Origin of the sequence: Kribbella sp. CA-293567 (assembly GCF_027627575.1) — a bacterium.
In the GTDB taxonomy this organism is placed as follows: Bacteria; Actinomycetota; Actinomycetes; order Propionibacteriales; family Kribbellaceae; genus Kribbella.
Window position 1 is genome coordinate 592,761 of the sequence record NZ_CP114065.1, and the last position, 19,863, is coordinate 612,623.

The following is a 19,863-nucleotide window of genomic DNA, read 5'->3' on the forward strand; positions in this document are numbered from 1 at the left end:
ATGGCCGGGTGACTTCTTCGAAATCAGCGGCTGGTCCTCGTCGTGCTCGCATCCATGCGCCCGAGCTTCGCGGCCGTGGCTGGCTCAACACCGGTGGTAGGTCCTACTCGATCTCGGACTTTCGCGGGCGAGCGGTTTTGATCGATTTCTGGACCTTCTGTTGTGTCAACTGTCTGCATGTGCTGGATGAGCTGCGGCCGCTGGAGGAGAAGTACGGCGATGCGTTGGTGATCGTGGGGGTGCATTCGCCGAAGTTCGCGCATGAGGGGGAAGAGGCGGCGGTGCGGGCTGCCGTCGAGCGGTACGAGGTGGGGCATCCGGTGCTGGATGATCCGGAGCTGGTGACGTGGCAGAACTACACCGCGAGGGCGTGGCCGACGTTGGTGCTGGTGGATCCCAACGGGTACATCGTGGCGCAGTACTCGGGGGAGGGGCACGCGCATGCGCTCGATGCCCAGCTGGCCGAGTTGGTCGCGGAGCACGACAAGGCGGGGACGCTCACTCGGGGCAAGTCGCCGTACGTGGCGCCGGTGCCGGAGGAGACCGAGCTGAGGTTCCCGGCGAAGGTTGTTGCCTGGGGCGACGGATTCCTGGTCGCGGACGCGGGGAACCACAGTGTGGTCGAGCTGGCGGCTGACGCGAGCACGGTGGTCAGGAGGTTCGGGACCAAGCAGCGGGGGTTCGAGGACGGACTGCAGGCGAGCTTCTCCGAGCCGAACGGGCTGGCGGTGCTGCCGCGGGAGGTCGCGCAAGACGTCGGGTACGACGTGGTGGTGGCCGACACTGTCAACCACGCGCTGCGGGGCATCAACCTGAGCACGAACGAGGTCAGCACCCTGGTCGGCACCGGTAAGCAGTGGATGGACGGTGACGGGACCGACGTGCTGAGCTCGCCCTGGGACGTCGCCTGGTGGCAGGGCAAGGTGTGGATCGCGATGGCCGGCGTGCACCAGTTGTGGACCTTCGACCCGTTCACGAAGCGCACCGAGATCGCGGCGGGCACCACCAACGAGGGGCTGAGAGACGGCGCGCTCGAGCAGGCCTGGTTCGCGCAGACCTCCGGGCTCGCCGCCGACGGCGAGAAGCTCTGGCTGGCCGACTCGGAGATCTCCGCGCTGCGCTGGATCGACGACGAGGCGCACACCGCGATCGGGACCGGGCTGTTCGACTTCGGTCTGCGGGACGGCAAAGCGGAGGACGCGCTGCTGCAGCATCCGCTCGGCGTCACCGCGCTGCCCGACGGTTCGATCGCGATCTCCGACACCTACAACGGCGCCGTACGCCGGTACGACCCGTCCCGCGGTCTGGTCGAGACGATGGCGACCGGTCTCGCGGAGCCGAGCGGTGCTGTTGTCGCAGGCAACGACCTGCTGGTGGTGGAGTCGGCGGCCCATCGGCTGACCCGGGTGCCGCTGGGCGCGAGCACGAAGGCCGACGAGTTCAGTACGCGCACCCAGCGCCCTCCGATGGAGATCGCCGGCGGCGAGGTGACCTTGGAGGTGGTGTTCACTCCGCCACCCGGGCAGAAGCTAGACGACCGTTACGGTCCGTCCACCCGCCTGCTCGTCTCGTCGACTCCCGAGGCGCTGCTCAGGGAAGGCGCGGGTGACTCCACCGACCTGACCCGGCGGCTGGTGATCGACGAACGCGTCGGCGACGGTGTGCTGCACGTCGCGGTACAGGCGGCGTCCTGCGACGATTCCGCGGAGGTCGAGTTCCCCGCCTGCCACATGCATCGGCAGGACTGGGGCGTGCCGGTGCGAGTCAGCGCCGAAGGTTCACGCCGACTCGAGCTGGTGCTGTCCGGAGCCCGCCCGAGCTGACACCTACTCCTTGATGTCGCGGTGGTGCTCCTCGACGACCCGGTACTCCTCTTCGACGGCCGGGTCGAGGGCGTCGTTGGGGACGCGGCGGCGCCGGTTCGTGATGTAGAAGGAGAGCACGATGCCGGCCAGTCCGGCGAGCATCAGGATGTAACCGACGGCGGTCAGGTTGACGGCGTCCCAGGAGTCGCGGACGGCGAACGCGAAGATCGCACCCACCACCATCAGGAAGATCCCCACACCGATGCTCATGGTCGAGCCCTCCTCGTAGTCAACGGACATCTTCGACGCTACGCCCGCTCGGCCGGGGGAACAATCAACGGTGCATGTCGATCGTCCCCAGGCCGAGAGGTACACCTCCAAGAAGTACCCGGTGGTAAACCTACGGAGAGTCAGCGAGTGGCCAGTACCACGTCGCCGCTGACCGTGTCGGCGTCGATGCTGTGGCTGCCGGCCGGGTCGTTGCCGAGGCTGTTCTCGACCTCGCCGCTGTGAGTTCTGGTCTGCACCTTGTACCCGCCGGCCGGTGCGGTCACCTCGACATCGCCGCTGGTTCCCTTCGCCCGGACGTCGACCGCCTCGTCCAGCCCGAGCTCCAGGTCACCCGAAGTGGTCTCGACGTTCACCGGCCCACCCTTGACCTGCCGCGCCTCGATGTCGCCCGAGTTCGCCTTGACCTCGAGCTTGCCGGTCACCCGGTCGATCTCGACGTCCCCCGACGTCAGGTCGAGTTTCACGTCCCCGGTGACGTCGCTCAGCGACACCTTGCCCGACCGGGAGGTGGTGTCCACCCCGCTCGCGCCGCTGACCGTCAGGTCACCGCTGCCGTTGTCGCCGGTCACCTTGGTCCCGCGCGGCACGGTGACGACGAAGTCCGCGCGGCAGTTCCAGCCGCACTCGCCGTTGAGCTTCAGCGTCTCCCCGTCGACCTCGAACGCATCGCCCCGCTTGAACAGCCAGTACGCGCGCTTCTGCTCGACCGTCGTCCGGTCGACGTCGGCGACCCTGACGGTGACGTCGGCGTTCGGCGAGTCCAGCCGGACCACCGAGATCTTCCCGGCCACCTCGTGCGTCGAGTCGGAGTCCTTGTCCCCGAAGGTCCAGACCGCCATCCCGGCGCCCGCCACCAACAGCAGCGCCCCTGCCTGCCTGATCGTCGCCATCGTCATCCACCTCTGCTCGTCCCCGCCTGATGGCACGACAGTAGGTCGGTACGCCGCTCCGCCGGATCAGGCAGAACCCTCAGATGAGCCCTGACGGCCGGCTCAGGGACCGGCCGGTCAGGACCGGTAGTCACCCCGGCTGACCGCGGCGGGCAGGTCGTCGGTGATGGCACCGAAGAACGTCCGCGCCCACAGGTCGTCGCCGTGCCAGTAGGGCCCGTCGTCGCCCGGCAGCGACGCCGGCGCGGTCTTGTTCTTCAGCGCCCGCTTGCAGTCGCCACACAGCGGCAGCTCCAGCGTGTTGCCATCCGCCTCGACCCGCGTCAGCTGGCCGACAGCCCTTCCGTGCAAGGGATTGAAGGCACACAGCGGCTGTACGTCGACCGCCTTGCGCCCCGCCGCGACAGCCTGCGCAGCGGCGTACTCCTGACGCCCTCGGTCCAGCAGCACCATCGCGCCGACCACGTCGACCAAGTCGCGTGAAGCGTCCAGCACCCGGCCCGCCGCGTCGTGCGCGTCGAGGGCGAGCTGCTGGTGCCGCAACCCCTCGCCGGCCACAGTCGGCAGTGCGGCCAGGTCGGAGCCGAGCCTGGTCAGCTCGGCCGTCGTCTCCTTCGTCAGGCGGCGCCTGCGCTCGGCAGCCACGGTCGCCGCGACGTGCGGCGGGATCGTGAAGGCCTTGCGTCCAGCCGGCGATCGGCGCCGGAGTCCGATCACCAGGGCCAGCAAGATCAGCAGCGCCAGAACGACGGCCAGGACGATATCCAGCGCCGACGTCCCGTCGGAGGACTCGCCGTCGCGACGGAACGGGATGCCGCCCTCCTTACTCGTCGTCTTACGAGTCGCCGTCGGCAGCACCGGCCCCGCCAGCAGTTCGTAGAACCGGGCCGCGACCTCGGTCGGCCCCGCGTCGTAGCCGGTGTCGTCGAGGGCGTGCGTCCGAGCCGGGCTGAGCTTCTTCGGGTCGAGCTGCGGTACGTCGTTCGCCTCGTAGTAGGGGAAGCGCCCACCACCGTCGAACACGACGTACAGGCCGGGCTTGCGCAGAGCGTCGATGACCAGGGTGAGGACGTTGCGCTCCTTGCCCTGGAACACGTCGCTCGGCAGCAGCGGCAGGATGATCGTGTAGACCGGGTAGCCGAGGGCTGCCGCCTTCTCCTTGACCGGCGTCCGCAGGGCCTGCGGCAACCCGCTCTGGTACGCCGGGTCGATGTACAGCGGGTCCTTCGCCAGCGCGGTGGCGATCTCGCGGGCTCGTTCTGCCGGTGTCTGGGCAGGCTGGGCGCCCGCGGGCAGGGCCGCGATCGACAGCACCAGTGCCACCACGAGAGTCAGCGCATACCTGGCCTTCACAGCCGTCCTCCACCACGTCGGGCGACTACTGCCGCCAGTCCGAGTACACAGCCGGCGAGCAGCGCGCCGCCCATCAGTCCGATGATCAGCCCACCGGCGCCGTTGCCGATCGCTTTGCCGGCCGTGAACCGCTCCCGCGGACGGACTCGCTCCTCCGGCGGCGGCAGCGGCTGCGTCCTGGCTGCCTTGGGTTCGTAGCCGTCCCGCTCGCGAATCCGATCCAGGAACACCGACAGTTGCTGGCTCATCGACTCGTCCCTTGCGCTGTAGGTGTAGCTCGGCCCGTACGCGCGGACCAGGTGTTCGGCGCCGAACGTCCGGTCGCCGTCCATCACCAGGTAGATCCCGGGTTTGCCGTTGGCGTGCGCCAGCCAGCCGGCCAGCATCTCGATGTCACCCCGCTCCTGGAACCAGGAGCCGGTCGGCAACACCGCCACGAAGACGGGCAAATTGGACTGCCGGATCCGTTCGATCATCGACGGTCCTTGGTCCCCCACCACTGACGCGTACTGCGGGTCGACGTAGAGAGGCTGGCTCTTCCAGGCCGCCACGGCCGCCGTGACGCGCGGGTCGGCCGGGATCTTGGCCGAGGCAGTCGCCGGTGCCGAGACGAGCAGGGCGGCGACAGCCAGCAGCAGCATCGTAAGGCGCTTCACCGGACGCCTCCGTACACCCGGGTGACGCGCTCGGCGAGGTCGTCGGACAGAGCGCCGAAGCCGGTCGCGGTCATCGGGTTGTCCTCGGGGTCGAGCGTCCAGTACGGAACCAGGTCGCTGCCGAACAGGCCTGACTTCCGTGACACCAGCAGGCCCCGCGGCGTCTTGCCCTGCTCAACCGTCTTGGCGCAGGTCCGGCAGGCCGGTACTTCGGTGTCGTCGGACCAGGCCGCGCGTACGGTGCCGGACGGGTGGGTCGGGTCGAAGAAGCAAGGCGGCAGCAGGTCGTCACTGCTGGCCACCTGGAAGGCCTGCCGGGCGAGAACATAGGCGCCGGCCAAGGCGAGCACGTCGTCGTTGCCGCCGGCCCGCAGTGTCTTGGCCGCGTCCAGGCGGGCCCTCGCGTCATCGCGCAGGTCGAGCTGCAGCGAGGTATGGCTCTTCTGCTTCTCGAGCGCGCGGATCGCGCGGCCGGCCTTGGGGATCCAGCGGTCCGCCTGGGTCCTGACGCCGGTGACCGGGGTCGCGGTGCCGCCGCGCCTGGTCGCGGGGCGGCGCCGGCCGCGACGCAGTACCAGGGTGAGGACCAGCACGAAGCCGATCAGGCCGCCGATGCCCATCCCGACGAAGACCGACCGATCTTCCTTGTCGGTGGTCGAAGGCTCGGTCCGGCGCGGGGTGTCCTGGCGGAGATCGGTCGCGGGGATCGCGGGCAGCGCCCGGCCGTCGTACGCCGTACTGGCCTGCTGGATGGTGCGGACGATCTTCGGCGCGGGGCGGTCGTTGACGATCTTGTTGTCCTGCTTGTCGTCCAGTTGCACGCTGACCAGCGAGCGGCCTCTCAGCCCGGCAGGGCGGACCATCGTCTCCACACCGGACCAGTACTTGTCCCGGACGGTCCAGACCAGATAGAGGCCCGGCTCGCCGACCCGTGCCTGCAGCAGGGTCGGAAGGTCCAGCGACCGCTCTTCGCGGAGGTACGGCGTACGCGGGATCAGCGCGACGTAGACGTTGAAGTCCGCGCTCGCGGCCGCTGCCTTGATCCGGTCGAGCTCGGCCTGCGGGAAGCCGGCCCGCATCGCCGGGTCGACGTACAGGGGATCAGTGCGCCAGGCAGCGGCGATCTGATCGGGCAACTCGGGCGGAGCGGCCTGGGCGGGCGCCGACGGCAGGAACGCCAGTACGGCGAGCAGCACAGCCAGGCGGCGGCAGCGGCGCAGAAAGAGGGCAGACATCGCCGTCACCCTACGACGTCCGGAGTGTGGTCCACGTCAGCTCAGACGTGATCGTGGCCGAACCGGTTCCGGCCGGCCACGTCTTGGCCAGCCACAGTCCTGGACGACCCCAGCCCTGAGTAGCCACGGCCCTGGCTCGGACAGGAGAAACCGAGCCAGGGTCGCGGTACCGCAGGAGCAACTCTTCCGTGGACCGATCAGCCCGCACAGGGCAGATCGCGGGGCAGTACGGGGCAGGTCGAGAGCGCGATCAGAAGGCCGACTCCGGCAGGTCCATCACGTCGAGATCGGTCAGCTCGGCCTTGATCCGCTCGGCGCGGACGGTCGGCATCGTCGAGCGGACGAACCACCGGGCCGCGGCCAGCTTGCCGGCGTAGAAGTCCTGGTCGGCCGGCGACAGTTCGCCGCCGAGCTTCTCCAGCGCGACCTCGGCCTGCCGCAGCATCAGCCAGGAGCAGACCACGTCGCCGAGCACGAACAGCAGCCGGGAGGTGTTCAGGGCGACCTTGTAGACGTTGCGCGGGTCGCCGTTCTCGGCCTGCGGGTTGCTCGACATCAGGGCCTGGCTCATCACGCCGAGCAGCTTCTGGGTGTCCTCGAGGCCCCTGGCCAGCAGCCCGCGCTCCTCCTTCAGCCGGCCGTTGCCGGCCTCGGAGGCGACGAACGCCTGGATCTGTTCGGACAGGTGGCCGAGCGCCTTGCCCTGGTCCTTGATGATCTTGCGGAAGAACAGGTCCTGGCCCTGGATCGCGGTGGTGCCCTCGTACAGGGTGTCGATCTTGGCGTCGCGGACGTACTGCTCGATCGGGTAGTCCTGCAGGAAGCCCGAGCCGCCGAAGGTCTGCAGCGACTCGGTGCCCAGCAACGTCCAGGACTTCTCCGAGCCGTAGCCCTTCACCAGCGGCAGCAGCAGGTCGTTGACAGCCTCAGCCTCGGCGTCCTGCGCACCGGCGTACCGCGCCTGCTCGGCCCGGTCCTGGTACGTCGCGGTGAACAGCACCAGCGCGCGCAGCGCCTCGGAGTACGACTTCTGGGTGAGCAGCGAACGCCGTACGTCGGGGTGGTGGGTGATCGTGACCCGCGGGGCGTCCTTGGCCGGGTTGGTCAGGTCGGCGCCCTGGACCCGCTCCTTGGCGTACTCCAGCGCGTTCAGGTAACCGGTCGAGAGGGTGGCGATCGCCTTGGTGCCGACCATCATCCGGGCGTACTCGATCACCTGGAACATCTGCGCGATGCCGTCGTGCACCTCGCCGAGCAGGTAACCCTTGGCCGGCGCGTTCTCACCGAAGGTCAGCTCGCACGTGGTGGAGACCTTGATGCCCATCTTCTTCTCGACGCCGGTGACGTAGGCGCCGTTGCGGCCGCCGGTCAGCTCGCCGGTCTCCAGGTCGAAGTCGTACTTCGGCACGATGAACAGGCTGAGCCCCTTGGTGCCGGGACCGCCGGCGCCCTCGACACCCTGCGGGCGGGCCAGCACCAGGTGCACGATGTTCTCGGTCATGTCGTGCTCACCGGAGGTGATGAAGCGCTTGACGCCCTCGATGTGCCAGCTGCCGTCGTCCTGCAGGGTGGCCTTGGTCCGCCCGGCGCCGACGTCGGAACCGGCGTCCGGCTCGGTCAGCACCATCGTCGCGCCCCAGCCGCGGTCGATCATGTGCTTGGCGATCAGCTTGTCGCGGTCGGTGCCGTTGCGCCACAGCACGTGCGCGAAGTTCGGTCCGGCGGCGTAGATGTGCACGGCCGGGTTGGCGCCCAGCACCATCTCGGCGGCGGCCCAGCGCAGCGAGGGCGGCGTCGGCTGGCCACCCAGCTCCGGCGGCAGCTCGAGCTTCCACCACTCGGCGTCCATGTAGGCGTGGTAGCTCTTCTTGAACGCCTCCGGCATCCGCACCTCGTGGGTGGCCGGATCGAACACCGGCGGGTTGCGGTCGGAGTCCTCGAAGGAACCGGCGATCTCGTTCTTCGCCAGCCGGTCGATCTCCGACAGCACCTCACGCGCGGTGTCGACGTCCATGTCGGCGTACGGGCCCTGGCCGAGCACCTCGCCGCGGCCGAGCACCTCGAGCAGATTGAACTCGATGTCCCGAAGATTCGACTTGTAGTGGCTCACAGGTTCCCCTACCTCTATCCGACTATACTCACGAGTAACTTGAGTATATACCGGTCGGTAACGAACGCAAAGAGGATTGACTGGCCGGTATGCCGACGACGCTGGTCTACGAGACGCACGCCACGACTCTCGACAACGAGCAAGGAGTCGCGACCGGATGGTTGCCGGGCGAGCTGTCGCCCGAGGGACGCCGCCAGGCGGCGGAGCTGGGGGAGCGGCGGCGAGACGTCGACGTCGTCTTCAGCTCGGACCTGCGGCGAGCTGTGCAGACGGTGGAGCTGGCGGGCCTGCCGGTGCCGCACTTCCTGGACTGGCGGCTGCGCGAATGCGACTACGGCGTGTTCAACGGAACGCCGGCGCGGGGACTCGCGCCACGGCGGCAGCGCATCGACGAGCCGTTCCCGGGTGGGCAGAGCTATCGGGAGGTGGTCGAGCTGACCCGCTCGTTCCTGAGCGACATCAGCCGCCTGTATGACGGGCGCACGGTGCTGGTGGTCGCGCACTCGGCCAACAGGTGGGCCTTGCAGCACCTGCTGGCCGAGGTTGCACTGGAAGAGCTGGTGGACGCCCCGTTCGACTGGCAGCCGGGGTGGGTCTACCAGCTCTAAGGCGTGTAGACGGTGGCGCTGTTGTAGAGCTTCTGAGTGAAGGCGGACATGTAGGCGGCGGTGTTCGCCCCGGTGAGGTTGTAGGTGAGGAAGACGCCGTAGCCCTCGCTCACTGTGCGTTGCGCGAAACTCGCGGCGGTGGCGGAACTGGTGGCGGTGTAGGAGGTGGCCGACGGCGAGAGCCGGGACTTGGAGCTCGGACCGCGCGGAACGCTCCACGTTCCGTAGTACGGGTTCCAGGCGTAGTTGAAGGTGTTGGCGATGCTCTGGCCGTTGTAGCTCAGCCGCGCCGCCGACGGGCCGATGTCGTACAGGGTGATGAGCTTGTTCGGCAGCTTCCGGCGCAGTGCGGAGACCAGGTAGAAGAACGAGCTGGCGTTCGGCTGGCCGGTGCCGTTCTTGCCGTACTCCGCGTACTCGTCGTCGAAGTCGATCCCGTCCAGGCCGTAGCGGTTGACCGCGTCGGCGAGCTGCTGGGCGAACGCCTCGGCGGCGGCCTTGGTCGGGAAGTTGGCGAAGCCGGCGCCCTCGTGGTTGCCCAGGATCGACAGCAGGACCTTGATGCCCTTCTGCTGCAGCGGGCGGACCTGGGTGGCCACGTTGTCGAGCACGTTCTGCACGTTCTCGTTGAAGTGCAGGTACGCCTTGGTGCCGTCGTAGTTGATGTTCGCCGCGAAGATCACCGCGACGTCGATCACCTGCGCGCCACCCTGCGCCAGCGTGTACTTGCCGGCGCTGAGCATGCTGTGGTCGTTCACCTCGATATAGGCCACGGTGATCGGGCCGGTCTTGCCCGCGCGGCAGTTCCGGCCGGCGGCCTCGGCGGGCAGCGCCGCGCCGGTCGCGGCGACCGCGCCGGTGGCCGCGAGGCCTGACAGAAGGGTTCTCCGGCTGATGTTTGCTGGGCTCATCGATCAACTCCAGGTCGGGGGCGGTCCGATCAACTAAACCGGTATAGCGGTCGATTCTCATCCGCGGTGGACGCTGCGTCAAGGCGCTGGCGCGGACGGTGACCACAACCACCTTTCGAGACGGCCCCTCGCGGCAGAGGGAACTTGTGGACCAAGATGGGTCGCTGATGGAAGGAAAGTTTCGGAGGCGATCAGGAAGAGGGACGATGAGTACTGCGGTCGAGACCACGAGCCGCCGCCGGTCGCTGGTGGCCGGGGCGGTCGGCAACTTCGTCGAGTGGTACGAGTTCGGCGCCTACGGCTTCTTCGCGACGGTGATCGCGGCGAACTTCTTCAGCAGTACCTCGACCAGCGACGCCGAGAGCCTGATCAAGACCTACGCCTCGTTCGCGCTGGCGTTCTTCTTCCGCCCGGTCGGTGCCGCGGTGTTCGGCCGGGTCGGCGACCGGATCGGCCGGCGGCCGACGCTGATCCTCGTCCTGCTGCTGATGACGGTGTCGACCACGCTGATCGGCCTGCTGCCGACGTACGCGACGGTGGGTGCGGCCGCGCCGTGGCTGCTGACCCTGGTCCGGGCCCTGCAGGGGCTGTCGGCGGGCGGTGAGTTCGGCGGCGCGGTGTCGATCATGACCGAGTTCGCCCCGAAGGGTAAGCGCGGCCTGTACGGCGCCTGGCAGTCCCTGACCGTCGCGCTCGGCCTCCTCGTCGGCGCCGGGCTGGCAGCCGTCCTCGCGACCGTGCTGTCCCAGCAGGCGCTGACCGACTGGGGCTGGCGGGTGCCGTTCCTGCTCGCCCTCCCGCTCGGCCTGGTCGCGTTGTTCCTGCGGCTCAGGCTGGACGAGACGCCGAACTTCGCCAAGGTCCAGCAGGAGGCCGCGCCGCCCGCGGACAAGGTCGAGGTGGTCAGGGCGATCGCCCTCGGCATCGGCCGCCTGATGGGCTGGTCCGCGGCCGGCTACACCTTCCTGGTCGTGATGCCGTCGTACCTGCAGGCCACGCTGAACGCCACCTTCCAGCAGGCGCTGGTGGCCACGGTGCTGGCCAACCTGGGCTTCGCGGTCTCGATCATGCCGGCCGGGATGCTGAGCGACCGGATCGGCCGCCGCCCGGTGATGGTGACCGGCGCGGCGCTGGTCGTCGTCCTGGCGTTCCCGTTGATGAACCTGCTGCAGGACCAGGAGAGCTCGACCGCGGCCAAGGGGATCGCGGTCTTCGTGGCAGGGCTGGTGGTCGGCTTGATGGCAGGGCCGGGACCGGCCATGCTGGCCGAGATGTTCCCCACCAGAGCGCGGTACACCGGCCTCGGGCTGGCCTACTCGCTGTCGAACGCCGTCTTCTCGGGATCGGCCGGCCTGATCATCACCGAGCTGATCAAGCGGACCAAGAACGTCGACATCCCGGCGTACTACGTGGCCGTCACCTGCGCCGTCTCGGTGCTCGCCCTGCTCACGCTCCGCGGGGACGACCATCGGCGTGAGTTGCGGGACTGACATGCGCGTCATCGGCTTGATGTCAGGCACCTCATACGACGCGATCGACGCGGCGGCGGCCGACCTGCGGATCGAGGACGGTGAGCTCGTGCTCACTCCGCTCGGCCTGCTGAGCGACACCTATCCGCCGGCGCTGCGGACGGCGCTGGCCAATTCCTTGCCTCCAGCAACTACCACGCTGGAGCAGGTGTGCCGGCTCGACACCGGGATCGGGCAGGCCTTCGCGGCGGTGGCCGAGCAGGCGGTCGAGCAGCTCTGCGGCGGCCGGGCAGATCTGATCGTCTCGCACGGGCAGACCGTCTATCACTGGGTCGAGCCCAGCGGCCCGGACGGCCGGAGTCAGGTGCACGGCACGCTGCAGCTCGGGCAGCCCGCCTGGATCGCCGAGGCGACCGGGATCGCGGTCGTCTCCGATCTCCGCTCCCGCGACGTCGCCGCCGGCGGCCAGGGCGCGCCGCTGGTCAGCATCGTGGACGTCCTCTGGCTGCGCGGCCGCCCCGGTACGCCGGTCGCCCTCAACCTCGGCGGAATCGCCAACATCACCGTCGTGCCCGCGAGCGGGGAACCGGTCGCCTTCGACACCGGTCCGGCCAACGCGCTGGCGGACGCGGTCGTCCGTGACCTCACCGGCGGCTTGTCGACCTTCGACGCCGAGGGGGTGATGGCGGGTCGCGGGCAGATCCACCCCGAGCTGTTCGACCGGCTGCTGGCTGAGCCGTACTACGCGCGGCCGGCGCCCAAGAGCACCGGCAAGGAGCTCTTCCACCTCGGCTACCTGGCGGAGGCGATGACCGGACTGCCGCAGATCGCTCCCGACGACCTGGTCGCTACCGTCACCGCTCTGACGGCACGGACCGTTGCGGACGCAGTACGCGCCCATGGTGGGACAGAGGTCATCGCGGCCGGCGGCGGCATCCGCAACCCGGTACTGATGCACATGCTGGCTGAGGAGCTGCGCGGCGTGCCGCTGCGGAGTACTGACGAGCTGGGGATGCCTTCGGCGGCCAAGGAGGCGTACGCGTTCGCAGTACTGGGGTTTCTGACCGTCAACGGACTCGGCGGGACCGTGCCGAGTTGCACAGGGGCGAGGCACACCAGCGTGCTCGGATCGATCACGCCCGGGGTCGGGCCGCTGCCGGTGTCGCCGCCGCCCACGTCGGCGCCGACGGCTTTGCGGCTCGACTGAGCGACCCGGAGGGCGTGTGACGATCCGGTGTCGGCCACTGGCCGGGAACGCCGGACCGGTCGGTGGAGGGAATCAGCGAGGACTACAGCGCGGTGCTGCGCGACTGGTTCACTCGTTGACCCAGTCAAGAATCCGCCGCGCCGACTCCTCGGGTGTGCTCTCACCGGCCACCGACTGGGGAACCAGCTTGCGCAGTTCGGCGGCGTCCTCGAGCGCTTTGACGATCCGCTGCTCCGGCCAGCCGCGGTCGGCGAGACGCCGGCGGCGGACGGTGTCAGGACAGTCGAGGTGCAGCCAGTGGCCTTCGGGAAGCTCGGCCGGGATTGCAGGCGAGAGCAGCAGCATCGGCGTACCGGAGCGGCGGACGAGTTCGGTGATCCGCAGCCACAGCGCGTTGTACGCGGGCCAGATCGGGGCCGCCGACGGGGCGGCGATCTCGATTCCGAGCAGCCGGCCGTCGTCGTCGAGCAGTTCGTCCATGTCCATCACGACCAGCGGCTGTGAGCGCAGCCGCAGCAGCTCCGGAATCACGGTCGACTTGCCTGCGCCCGGTGCGCCGGCCACCACGAACAACCTCGTCACAACCTCATTTTCACCGAGCCGGCCGGCCGCCGCGAGCGTGGCCTCCGTCGGCGGCGGGTTGACCTTCGAGTTGGTCGAAGACCCAGGATCGGCGACATGACAGACGAGCTGCTGACGATCAGCGCCTTCGCCCGCCAGGTCGGGCTGACCCCGAGCGCGCTGCGCTTCTACGACGACTGCGGTCTGCTTCGCCCGGCCTCGGTCGACGAGCAAAACGGCTATCGCTACTACTCCCCGGCGCAGGAGGCGAGGGCGGCGCTGCTGCGCGACCTGCGGGAGATCGACCTGCCGCTGGCCGACGTACGGGTGGTGCTCGACGAAGGCGCCGCGGCCGGGGTGGCTGTGGTTCAGGCACACCTGCGGACGGTTGAGGGCAAGGCGGATGCGGCTCGACGGGCGACCGCGCGGATCCTCGCGTCCTTGCCCGCGGTGCCGTACGAGTGCGCCGTCACGCTGGGCGGCGCGGAACTCGCCAGTGCGATCCGGCAGGTGGCGGCTGCTGCGGCCTCCACTGATGAGTTCCCCGCGCTGGCTTGCGTGTTCTTCGAGCTCGGCGAGGACGAAGTGACCGTGGTGGCGACAGATCGGTACCGGCTGTCGGTGCGGAAGCTGCAGCCGGTTTCCTTCGCGGGTTATCCGCGCAATCTGCTGGTCCGTGCGGCGGAGCTGACGACGTTGGCGCGCTGGGTCGGCGGGGCCGCTGAGGTTCGGCTGGAGACAGGACCGGCCGGTACTGCGCTGGTCGTCGACGGCGAGTCCCGGGTGGTGCCGGTGGTGGACGAGGAGTTCCCGGCGTACCAGTCGATCCTGGAGGGTCTGGCCCCACCGGTCTGCCGGGTGGTCGTGGATCGGCAGCAGCTGCTGGCAGCCCTGACCGGCGAGACCGTTGCTCTCGACATCGACTCGGGACGGGTCACGGTGACGGCGGTGGAATCGCCGGAGACGCCGGCTGGGGAGCTGCCCGGTGGACTGCCCGGCGAGCTACTCGGCGAGCTGGAAGGCATCGGCGCCGGTGCCGTCCGGCTCGGCTTCTCGGCTTCGCTGCTGGCAGCGGCACTGAGCGTGAGCGTCGGCCCGGACGTACTGCTGGAGCTGTGCGCCGTGGACCGCCCGGTGGTGGTCCGCTCGGCCGACCAGGGGACCTTCACCACCCTGGTGATGCCGGTTCGCCTCGACGGGTGAACCGGGCCTTCTGCGGCTGGTTGGCAGGCGCGACACTCTCGGCGTCCGGTGATGCCCCGCTGTTCGTCGCCAGTACACCGCGCTCGTCGGCACCACTCTGCTGAGCACACGAAGCATCCGCGCGGCCGGACTAGGAGTATCTTGAGACATCGGAGTCGGTGGCGCCTCAAGGTCGAGCGCGCCTTGGAGACTTCGGTGTGACGAGGCGATCTCGATGTCGTTCCCCCTGTTCCTCCCGTCAGCCGCAGTTCTTCCGCGGGTCCGCGCCGTGGCCGAACCGCTCCGGCTGAGACCGTCCGACATCACGCTGGGCGTCATCTTCGCCGAGCTGAACGCCGCCCGGTCGGCGAACCAATTGGAGCGCGGCGCCCCCAGGATCGGCGCGCTCGGCGGACCACGCGCCGACCGGCTGCTGCAAAGCTTGGAAGCCTGCGAGGCGGCCCTGACCGAGCGCAACCTGCCGATCCCGCCGCCGATCCGCGACGAGCTCCGCCTCCGCCGCAGCCTCTACACCCCCCGCGGCCGGGGCTGATCGAGTGCCGAAGCGTCGTTCGCTTTCGTGAGATAGGGCGAGAGCAGTGAATCGAGCTGGGCGCTCAGGAAGTCGGTGCGGGCGCCCCAGCCGTTCACTGCCCAGACCTGCAGGGCTCCGGTGAAGCAGACGAGAGTCAAGCGCGCCAGAGCCGGTACGTCGACGTCCGGCTTGAGTTCGCCGGCTCGCTGAGCGGCAGCGAGCAGCCGGGCGCAGCTGTCGATGACGGCCGCCGAATGTGCCAGCGCATGCGCACGGAACTCCTCGTCCGCGAGGTCCCAGTGGGCGAAGCCGAACTCCTCGCGGTGGTAGGCAACGCTGGACAGAGCGAAGTCGCGTAGAGCCGCCAGCGGCGAGCTGTACCGCGCCTCGGCCGCCGCGACCGCCAGCAGCACCAACTGCGGGGAGCGGGCCGCCGAAGCGAGCAGCAGGCCGCGCTTGGAGCCGAAACGCTGCAGGAGGGTCGGCGAAGCGAGCCCGACTCGGACCCCGACCGCAACCAGCGTGAGCTTGGCGGGGCCGAACTCGGCCAGCACCTGCCGGGTCGCGTCCAGGATCGTGTCGTCGCTGATCAGGCGCGGTCGGGCCACGATCCCTCCATCGGAGCGGCTGGAGTTTGTGAACACGCATTCACTAACTCGCCGGACAGTAACAGATCACTGCGGGCTCAGTTAATGGGTTACGACGGGTGGACGGCGAGCTCTGCAGTGCCTCGCTACGGTCTGGTCCGGTCGGCCCTCCGCCCAGGGCCTACTTGTCGTACCAACGGGGAGTTCTTTCATGCGTTTCGCCCGCATCGCCGTCGGCTTGCTGCTGGCTCTGGTGGGACTACTGGTCGCAGTGCTGGCAGGGGTGGCCGCGTTCTGGCTGGTCGGTCCCGACAACACCGTCGACACCGGCGAGCAGCCGCTGTCGAGCGCGGGACTGGCGGTGATGACCGCGCCGGACCTGATCGACCGGCACGGGCCGACGCTGCACGTGACCGCAACGGGTGCCGAGCCGGTTTTCGTCGGGGTCGGCCAGGACATCGACGTGGCCAGCTACCTCGGCGGTTCGCAGTACACGCGGATCGTCTCGTACGACCTGCCCTCGCGGATCGACACCCAGGAGATGAAGGGCCGGCCGGCCGCGCTGACCGCGCCGGGCGAGCTGGACTGGTGGACGCTGAAGGCGGCCGGCGAGGGACGGCAGTCGATCACCTGGCCGATCGCCGACGGCCGGTACGACGTGGTGGTGATGAACGCGGACGGCTCACCCCGGGTCGACGCGAAGGTGACCTTCGGGGTCGAGGTCGACGGCCTCTTCGGCACCTGCCTGATGGTCTTCGGTGGCGGTCTGGTGCTGCTCGTCGCCGGTCTGGTGCTGATGTTCGCCGGTCGCCGGCCGGCGCCGAGGATCCCGTTGCCGATCACCGTGCCCGTCGTCGCTCCGGCGATGCCCTACACCCCGCCGGCGCCGAAACAGCCCAGCCAGGTACGGCGTACTGGCGCGCTCGCCATCGTGTTGTTGCTGGGGGCAACCGGTTGTGCCGCTGTGCCGGTGCGGAACGTCAGTCAGCAGGTGACCACCAAGCCCGCGACCACAGTGGCCGACGGCCAGGCCGTGATCGACAAGTACACCGAGATCCGCGGCCGGGTCAGCCGGACGAACGACGCCGAGCTGGCCAGGACGATCGAGGCCGGTCCGAGACTCGAGCAGACCCGCGCCGGCAGCTACATCGGCCGCAAACTCGGGACCGTCGAGGACAAGTCCGGGTCGGACAGCTATACCGACGTCGAGATCGGCGCGCCCGAGTTCCCGGCGTACCCGATGCGGTTCGTCAGCACGGCGAAGCTGTCCAAGGACCCGGCGCGCGGTCAGCTCGGCGTCTGGGAGCGGCAGAACGCCGGGTCGCCGTGGCTGCTGACCCACGCCGTCTTCCCGCGGCTGGAGGAGAACGTGCCGCCGATGGAGGGGCTGCGGACGCCGACCCGGACGGACATGGCGAAGCTGCCACTGCTGCCGCAGACGATGAGCGGCAACCTGGCGAAGTACCTGTCCGAGGGGCCGGCCTCCAAGCAGGCGGCGCAGTTCATGGGGTCGGCGGACGTCACCCAGTTCCTGGCGCGCCGGGCGAAGGACGCCCGGGAGCAACCGAAGAAGGAGTACATCTCCGCGGTCAACGACCTCTTCCGCCCGACCGGTCAGCCGACCACCTTCATCGCCGCGAACGGTGAGGCGCTGGTGTTCGTCAACCTCACCGAGCGGTTCCTGCAGTTCGTCGAGCCCGGCAACTACGCCAACTGGACCGGCGGCGCGGTCTCGGCGTACAGCAAGAACGTCAAGTACTACCAGACCCTCCACCAGGACTACCTGCACGAGGTGGCCCTGGTGATCCCGCCCACCGGCAAGATCCGCATCCTCGCCATCCGCACCCAGGTGGTCGGTGGCGGCGGCAGCTAGCCGCGGAATGTGCCGGTGACCGTCCGGCCGTAGGTCTGGTGGGTGTCGTAGGTCAGGCGGGTGCCGGTGAGGGTGTGCTGGACGGTGATGCCGGGATCTCCGGTCAGCTTGGTCAGTCGCCGGCCCAGCACGCTCACGGTGACGATCGAGCGGGTGGTGGTCGGGTCCGCGACGGCGATGATGGTCGTGCCGGCGCGGCGTTGGGTCAGGAAGGACGCGGGGCCGTCGATGGTGAAGTTGAGGACCTGATGGCGGCCGGGAGCGAAAGTGTTGGCTGCTGTCAGGCTCAAGGCCGGATGGTGGATCGCCTGGAGGCGTGGGGTGTTGGAGAGCAGCAGGAGCCGGCCGTGGCGGTAGCTGCGAAGGGCGGCTTCGGTGGCGTGGGGAATCAAGGCGTAGGCGAGTGAGGCGCGCCGCTGCGTCTCGTGGGTGACAGTGAAGACCTGCTTGGTGACGGCGGTGTCCGGGTTGGCCGTGCGGATGGTACGGCGGCTGCGGGTGACCTGCTCCAGGTTGACCGCGACAGGGGACGGCTGGAGGAAGTAGTAGCCGACCGAGGTGCCCGCTGTCGTGTTGGCGTAGCGAAGCCAGTTGAGGTCGCCAGTGCCGGTAGTACTGGACCACGCGCGCCCGTTTCGCAGTACGCCGGTCACCTGTACTGCGTCGGTGGGCGCTGCGATCCTGGCGTCGATGCAGGTGGTGACCGACCGGTCCGCCTGGTCGCTGATCCCTGCCGCGAGCACCACGATCTCGTCGTCCAGCAGGAACCAGGACTTGGTCGACTGTGCGTTGCGGTAGGTCACGAAGTCGGCCGGAAGCTGGTCGCGGTCGGCGTACGCCCGGTCGTCCGACTGGATCCAGCCAGCGGCTCCGTAGGCGCCCAGCGTGGCGCCGCCGGAGTACTGGTTGGTGCCGACGGGGAAGTAGACGTACTTGTTCTGCAGTTCCGACGACGCGGTGAACTCCGGCGGACGGTTGTAGTACGCCGTTCCGTAGAGCTCTGGGATCGACTTGCGTTGCTCCAGAGGTGCAGTAACTCCAGCAAGCCGGTACGGCGACACGGTGGTCAGGTAGTCCACGCCGTACGCCTGCGTCTGGTTCTGGCCGCTCAGGTAGAGGTAGTACGCGCCGTCACCCTGGAACCACGGCATCAGGTTCTCGCCGCTCATGTACTCGTACTTGCTGATCCGCTCGGAGCTCCGGGCCAACGCGAAGGCGTAGCCGGGCCTGCGGTGCACGGTCCGGTCCATCGAGTTGAAGGCGATCGAACTCGCGGCCGGGTTCAGGTCCACCGGGCGAATGGTGCTGTCGGCAACTATATCCGCGAACCGGGCGATGCTGACGGGGGAGACGAAACTGTTCGGGTTGAGCGTCGGTCGCGCGGTGAACTTCACGTAGCCACGGAGGGTGGCGGCGTCGGCAGCGGTCGCGTAGCCGGCCAGATCGACGATCGCCTCGATCACAGCGGCGACGTCGTCGTACCCGGTGGCGGGCCGCGAGATCGCCCGGCCCTTGACGATCTCCATCATCCAGCCCTCGAAGACGAGTGGCGCGAAGCCGTGCTCGACCCAGCCCTGGACGACCTTCACCAGGTCGCCGCCGGACGCGTAGCCGGTGCCGTCGAGCGTCTTCACCGTCTGCACGACCCGGGTCAGCAGCGCCTTCCCGTACGAACCGGTGTAGGCGACGGAGTCGTGCTGGATGAACGAGCCGTCCGCGTAGTACCCGTCGGTGACACCGTGCTGGAGCCGATAGGGGTCGATCGTCGCGAAGACGGTGAACTGGTCCTGCAACGCCTTCCGGATCCGGGCGTCGTCGCCGAGCAGCGCGCCCTGGATGATCCGGTTGGCGGTGAGGTCGACGAGATTCGCGCCGGTGTGGAACCGCGACTCCAGATCGACGTCACCGTCCTTGCCGTTGCGCAGATAGGCATCCATCGAGGCGACGTACAGACTGACCAGGTCGGCCGGCGCGGCCAGCAGCGCGAGCGTCTTCCCGACGTACCCCGAGATGCCGATCTCCCAGGTGAACCAGTTGCCGTAGTAGCCCTTCGACTGGTCGCCGTAGTAGTTCGCGTGCAGCCAGCGAAGCTTGTCGAGCACTCTCGCCTGGACCGCGAGGTTGCCCTGCAACTCGGAGGCCGGGCCAGGGCGTCTGGTCGCGAGCGCGATCTCGTAGAGGTGCTGGTACGACGCGCTGAGGTTCGGGTCGCTGGTGCCGAGGGGGAGGCCGGCGAAGAGTTCACCGGGGTGGGCCCGGTCCAGCGCGGCCAGCCAGGTGCGAGCGGTCTGGTCGAGGGTGGCGAGCTTGGCCCTGACCTCGGGGCGCGCGTTCGACTCCGGCGTACCGGCGAAGATGGCGACCAGGTTGTCGAGCAGGCGTGGCGCTTCGGATGCGGTGGTGGCAGTTGCCGCGGCGGCCGGATGTACGGCGGTCAGCAGGGCGGCGGCGGGGACGAAAGACAGCAGGCGGCGGCGAGTGATCTGCACTGGAACTCCCGGGCGAAGGGGAAAAACCTCACGCCGTGAGTCAAGCAGCCGAAACTATCTTACGGCAACCGTTTACCAGGTATGCTTTAGATTGAAAATTC

The 19,863-nt window shown here is 68.9% G+C and carries 17 protein-coding genes; 7 read left to right on the forward strand and 10 right to left on the reverse strand.

Features of this window, described 5'->3' with window-relative positions:
• Positions 1–8 precede the first annotated feature (8 nt).
• The gene (locus OX958_RS02845) at positions 9–1,823 is read left to right on the forward strand and encodes an NHL domain-containing thioredoxin family protein (RefSeq protein ID WP_270135521.1); all 1,815 of its coding nucleotides are present in this window, start codon (positions 9–11) and stop codon (positions 1,821–1,823) included.
• A gap of 3 nt (positions 1,824–1,826) precedes the next feature.
• Here OX958_RS02845 and OX958_RS02850 read toward each other — a convergent pair whose 3' ends face one another.
• The 6 genes from OX958_RS02850 to OX958_RS02875 form a co-directional block, all read right to left on the reverse strand.
• Positions 1,827–2,105, reverse strand: a complete 279-nt coding sequence (locus OX958_RS02850) for a DUF6458 family protein (RefSeq protein ID WP_270135522.1) — start codon at positions 2,103–2,105, stop codon at positions 1,827–1,829.
• A 110-nt stretch (positions 2,106–2,215) separates the two neighbouring features.
• Positions 2,216–2,986, reverse strand: a complete 771-nt coding sequence (locus tag OX958_RS02855) for a DUF4097 family beta strand repeat-containing protein (protein WP_270135523.1) — start codon at positions 2,984–2,986, stop codon at positions 2,216–2,218.
• Between the two features lie 117 nt (positions 2,987–3,103).
• Positions 3,104–4,339 (reverse strand): hypothetical protein, encoded by a 1,236-nt coding sequence (locus OX958_RS02860; protein WP_270135524.1) that lies wholly within the window; start codon positions 4,337–4,339, stop codon positions 3,104–3,106.
• The gene (locus OX958_RS02865) at positions 4,336–4,995 is read right to left on the reverse strand and encodes a hypothetical protein (RefSeq protein ID WP_270135526.1); all 660 of its coding nucleotides are present in this window, start codon (positions 4,993–4,995) and stop codon (positions 4,336–4,338) included. Before OX958_RS02865 ends, OX958_RS02860 begins: the two co-directional genes overlap by 4 nt.
• Positions 4,992–6,230: a hypothetical protein gene (locus tag OX958_RS02870; protein ID WP_270135528.1), complete on the reverse strand. Its 1,239-nt coding sequence runs from the start codon at positions 6,228–6,230 to the stop codon at positions 4,992–4,994. Before OX958_RS02870 ends, OX958_RS02865 begins: the two co-directional genes overlap by 4 nt.
• Positions 6,231–6,480: 250 nt before the next feature.
• Positions 6,481–8,340: an acyl-CoA dehydrogenase gene (locus OX958_RS02875; protein WP_270135529.1), complete on the reverse strand. Its 1,860-nt coding sequence runs from the start codon at positions 8,338–8,340 to the stop codon at positions 6,481–6,483.
• 89 nt (positions 8,341–8,429) lie between these two features.
• On the opposite strand from OX958_RS02875, the gene OX958_RS02880 reads away from it, so the two are divergent.
• Positions 8,430–8,948: a histidine phosphatase family protein gene (locus OX958_RS02880; protein ID WP_270135530.1), complete on the forward strand. Its 519-nt coding sequence runs from the start codon at positions 8,430–8,432 to the stop codon at positions 8,946–8,948.
• Here the strand turns inward: OX958_RS02880 and OX958_RS02885 are convergent.
• Positions 8,945–9,859 (reverse strand): endo-beta-N-acetylglucosaminidase H, encoded by a 915-nt coding sequence (locus tag OX958_RS02885; RefSeq protein WP_270135531.1) that lies wholly within the window; start codon positions 9,857–9,859, stop codon positions 8,945–8,947. The two genes, OX958_RS02880 and OX958_RS02885, sit on opposite strands and share 4 nt — an antisense overlap.
• Positions 9,860–10,065: 206 nt before the next feature.
• On the opposite strand from OX958_RS02885, the gene OX958_RS02890 reads away from it, so the two are divergent.
• Together OX958_RS02890 and OX958_RS02895 are read left to right on the forward strand one after the other, a co-directional pair.
• A complete protein-coding gene (locus OX958_RS02890; protein WP_270135532.1) occupies positions 10,066–11,349 on the forward strand; it encodes an MFS transporter in 1,284 nt (427 codons plus the stop codon).
• A gap of 19 nt (positions 11,350–11,368) precedes the next feature.
• Positions 11,369–12,535 carry an anhydro-N-acetylmuramic acid kinase gene (locus tag OX958_RS02895; RefSeq protein WP_270135533.1) on the forward strand — a complete coding sequence of 389 codons (1,167 nt, stop codon included), beginning with the start codon at positions 11,369–11,371 and terminating at the stop codon, positions 12,533–12,535.
• A 108-nt stretch (positions 12,536–12,643) separates the two neighbouring features.
• On the opposite strand, the gene OX958_RS02900 is transcribed toward OX958_RS02895, so the two are convergent.
• A complete protein-coding gene (locus tag OX958_RS02900; RefSeq protein WP_270135534.1) occupies positions 12,644–13,117 on the reverse strand; it encodes an AAA family ATPase in 474 nt (157 codons plus the stop codon).
• 96 nt (positions 13,118–13,213) lie between these two features.
• Between OX958_RS02900 and OX958_RS02905 the strand changes: the two genes are divergently transcribed.
• Positions 13,214–14,299: a DNA polymerase III subunit beta family protein gene (locus tag OX958_RS02905; protein ID WP_270135535.1), complete on the forward strand. Its 1,086-nt coding sequence runs from the start codon at positions 13,214–13,216 to the stop codon at positions 14,297–14,299.
• 214 nt (positions 14,300–14,513) lie between these two features.
• Positions 14,514–14,831 (forward strand): hypothetical protein, encoded by a 318-nt coding sequence (locus OX958_RS02910; RefSeq protein WP_270135537.1) that lies wholly within the window; start codon positions 14,514–14,516, stop codon positions 14,829–14,831.
• Here OX958_RS02910 and OX958_RS02915 read toward each other — a convergent pair.
• Positions 14,807–15,421, reverse strand: coding sequence for a TetR/AcrR family transcriptional regulator (locus OX958_RS02915; protein ID WP_270135538.1), 615 nt, complete (start codon positions 15,419–15,421; stop codon positions 14,807–14,809). The two genes, OX958_RS02910 and OX958_RS02915, sit on opposite strands and share 25 nt — an antisense overlap.
• A 190-nt stretch (positions 15,422–15,611) precedes the next feature.
• On the opposite strand from OX958_RS02915, the gene OX958_RS02920 reads away from it, so the two are divergent.
• Positions 15,612–17,273 (forward strand): hypothetical protein, encoded by a 1,662-nt coding sequence (locus tag OX958_RS02920; RefSeq protein ID WP_270135539.1) that lies wholly within the window; start codon positions 15,612–15,614, stop codon positions 17,271–17,273.
• Here the strand turns inward: OX958_RS02920 and OX958_RS02925 are convergent.
• Positions 17,270–19,762 (reverse strand): polysaccharide lyase family 8 super-sandwich domain-containing protein, encoded by a 2,493-nt coding sequence (locus OX958_RS02925; protein ID WP_270135541.1) that lies wholly within the window; start codon positions 19,760–19,762, stop codon positions 17,270–17,272. The genes OX958_RS02920 and OX958_RS02925 overlap by 4 nt on opposite strands.
• Between the last annotated feature and the right edge of the window lie 101 nt (positions 19,763–19,863).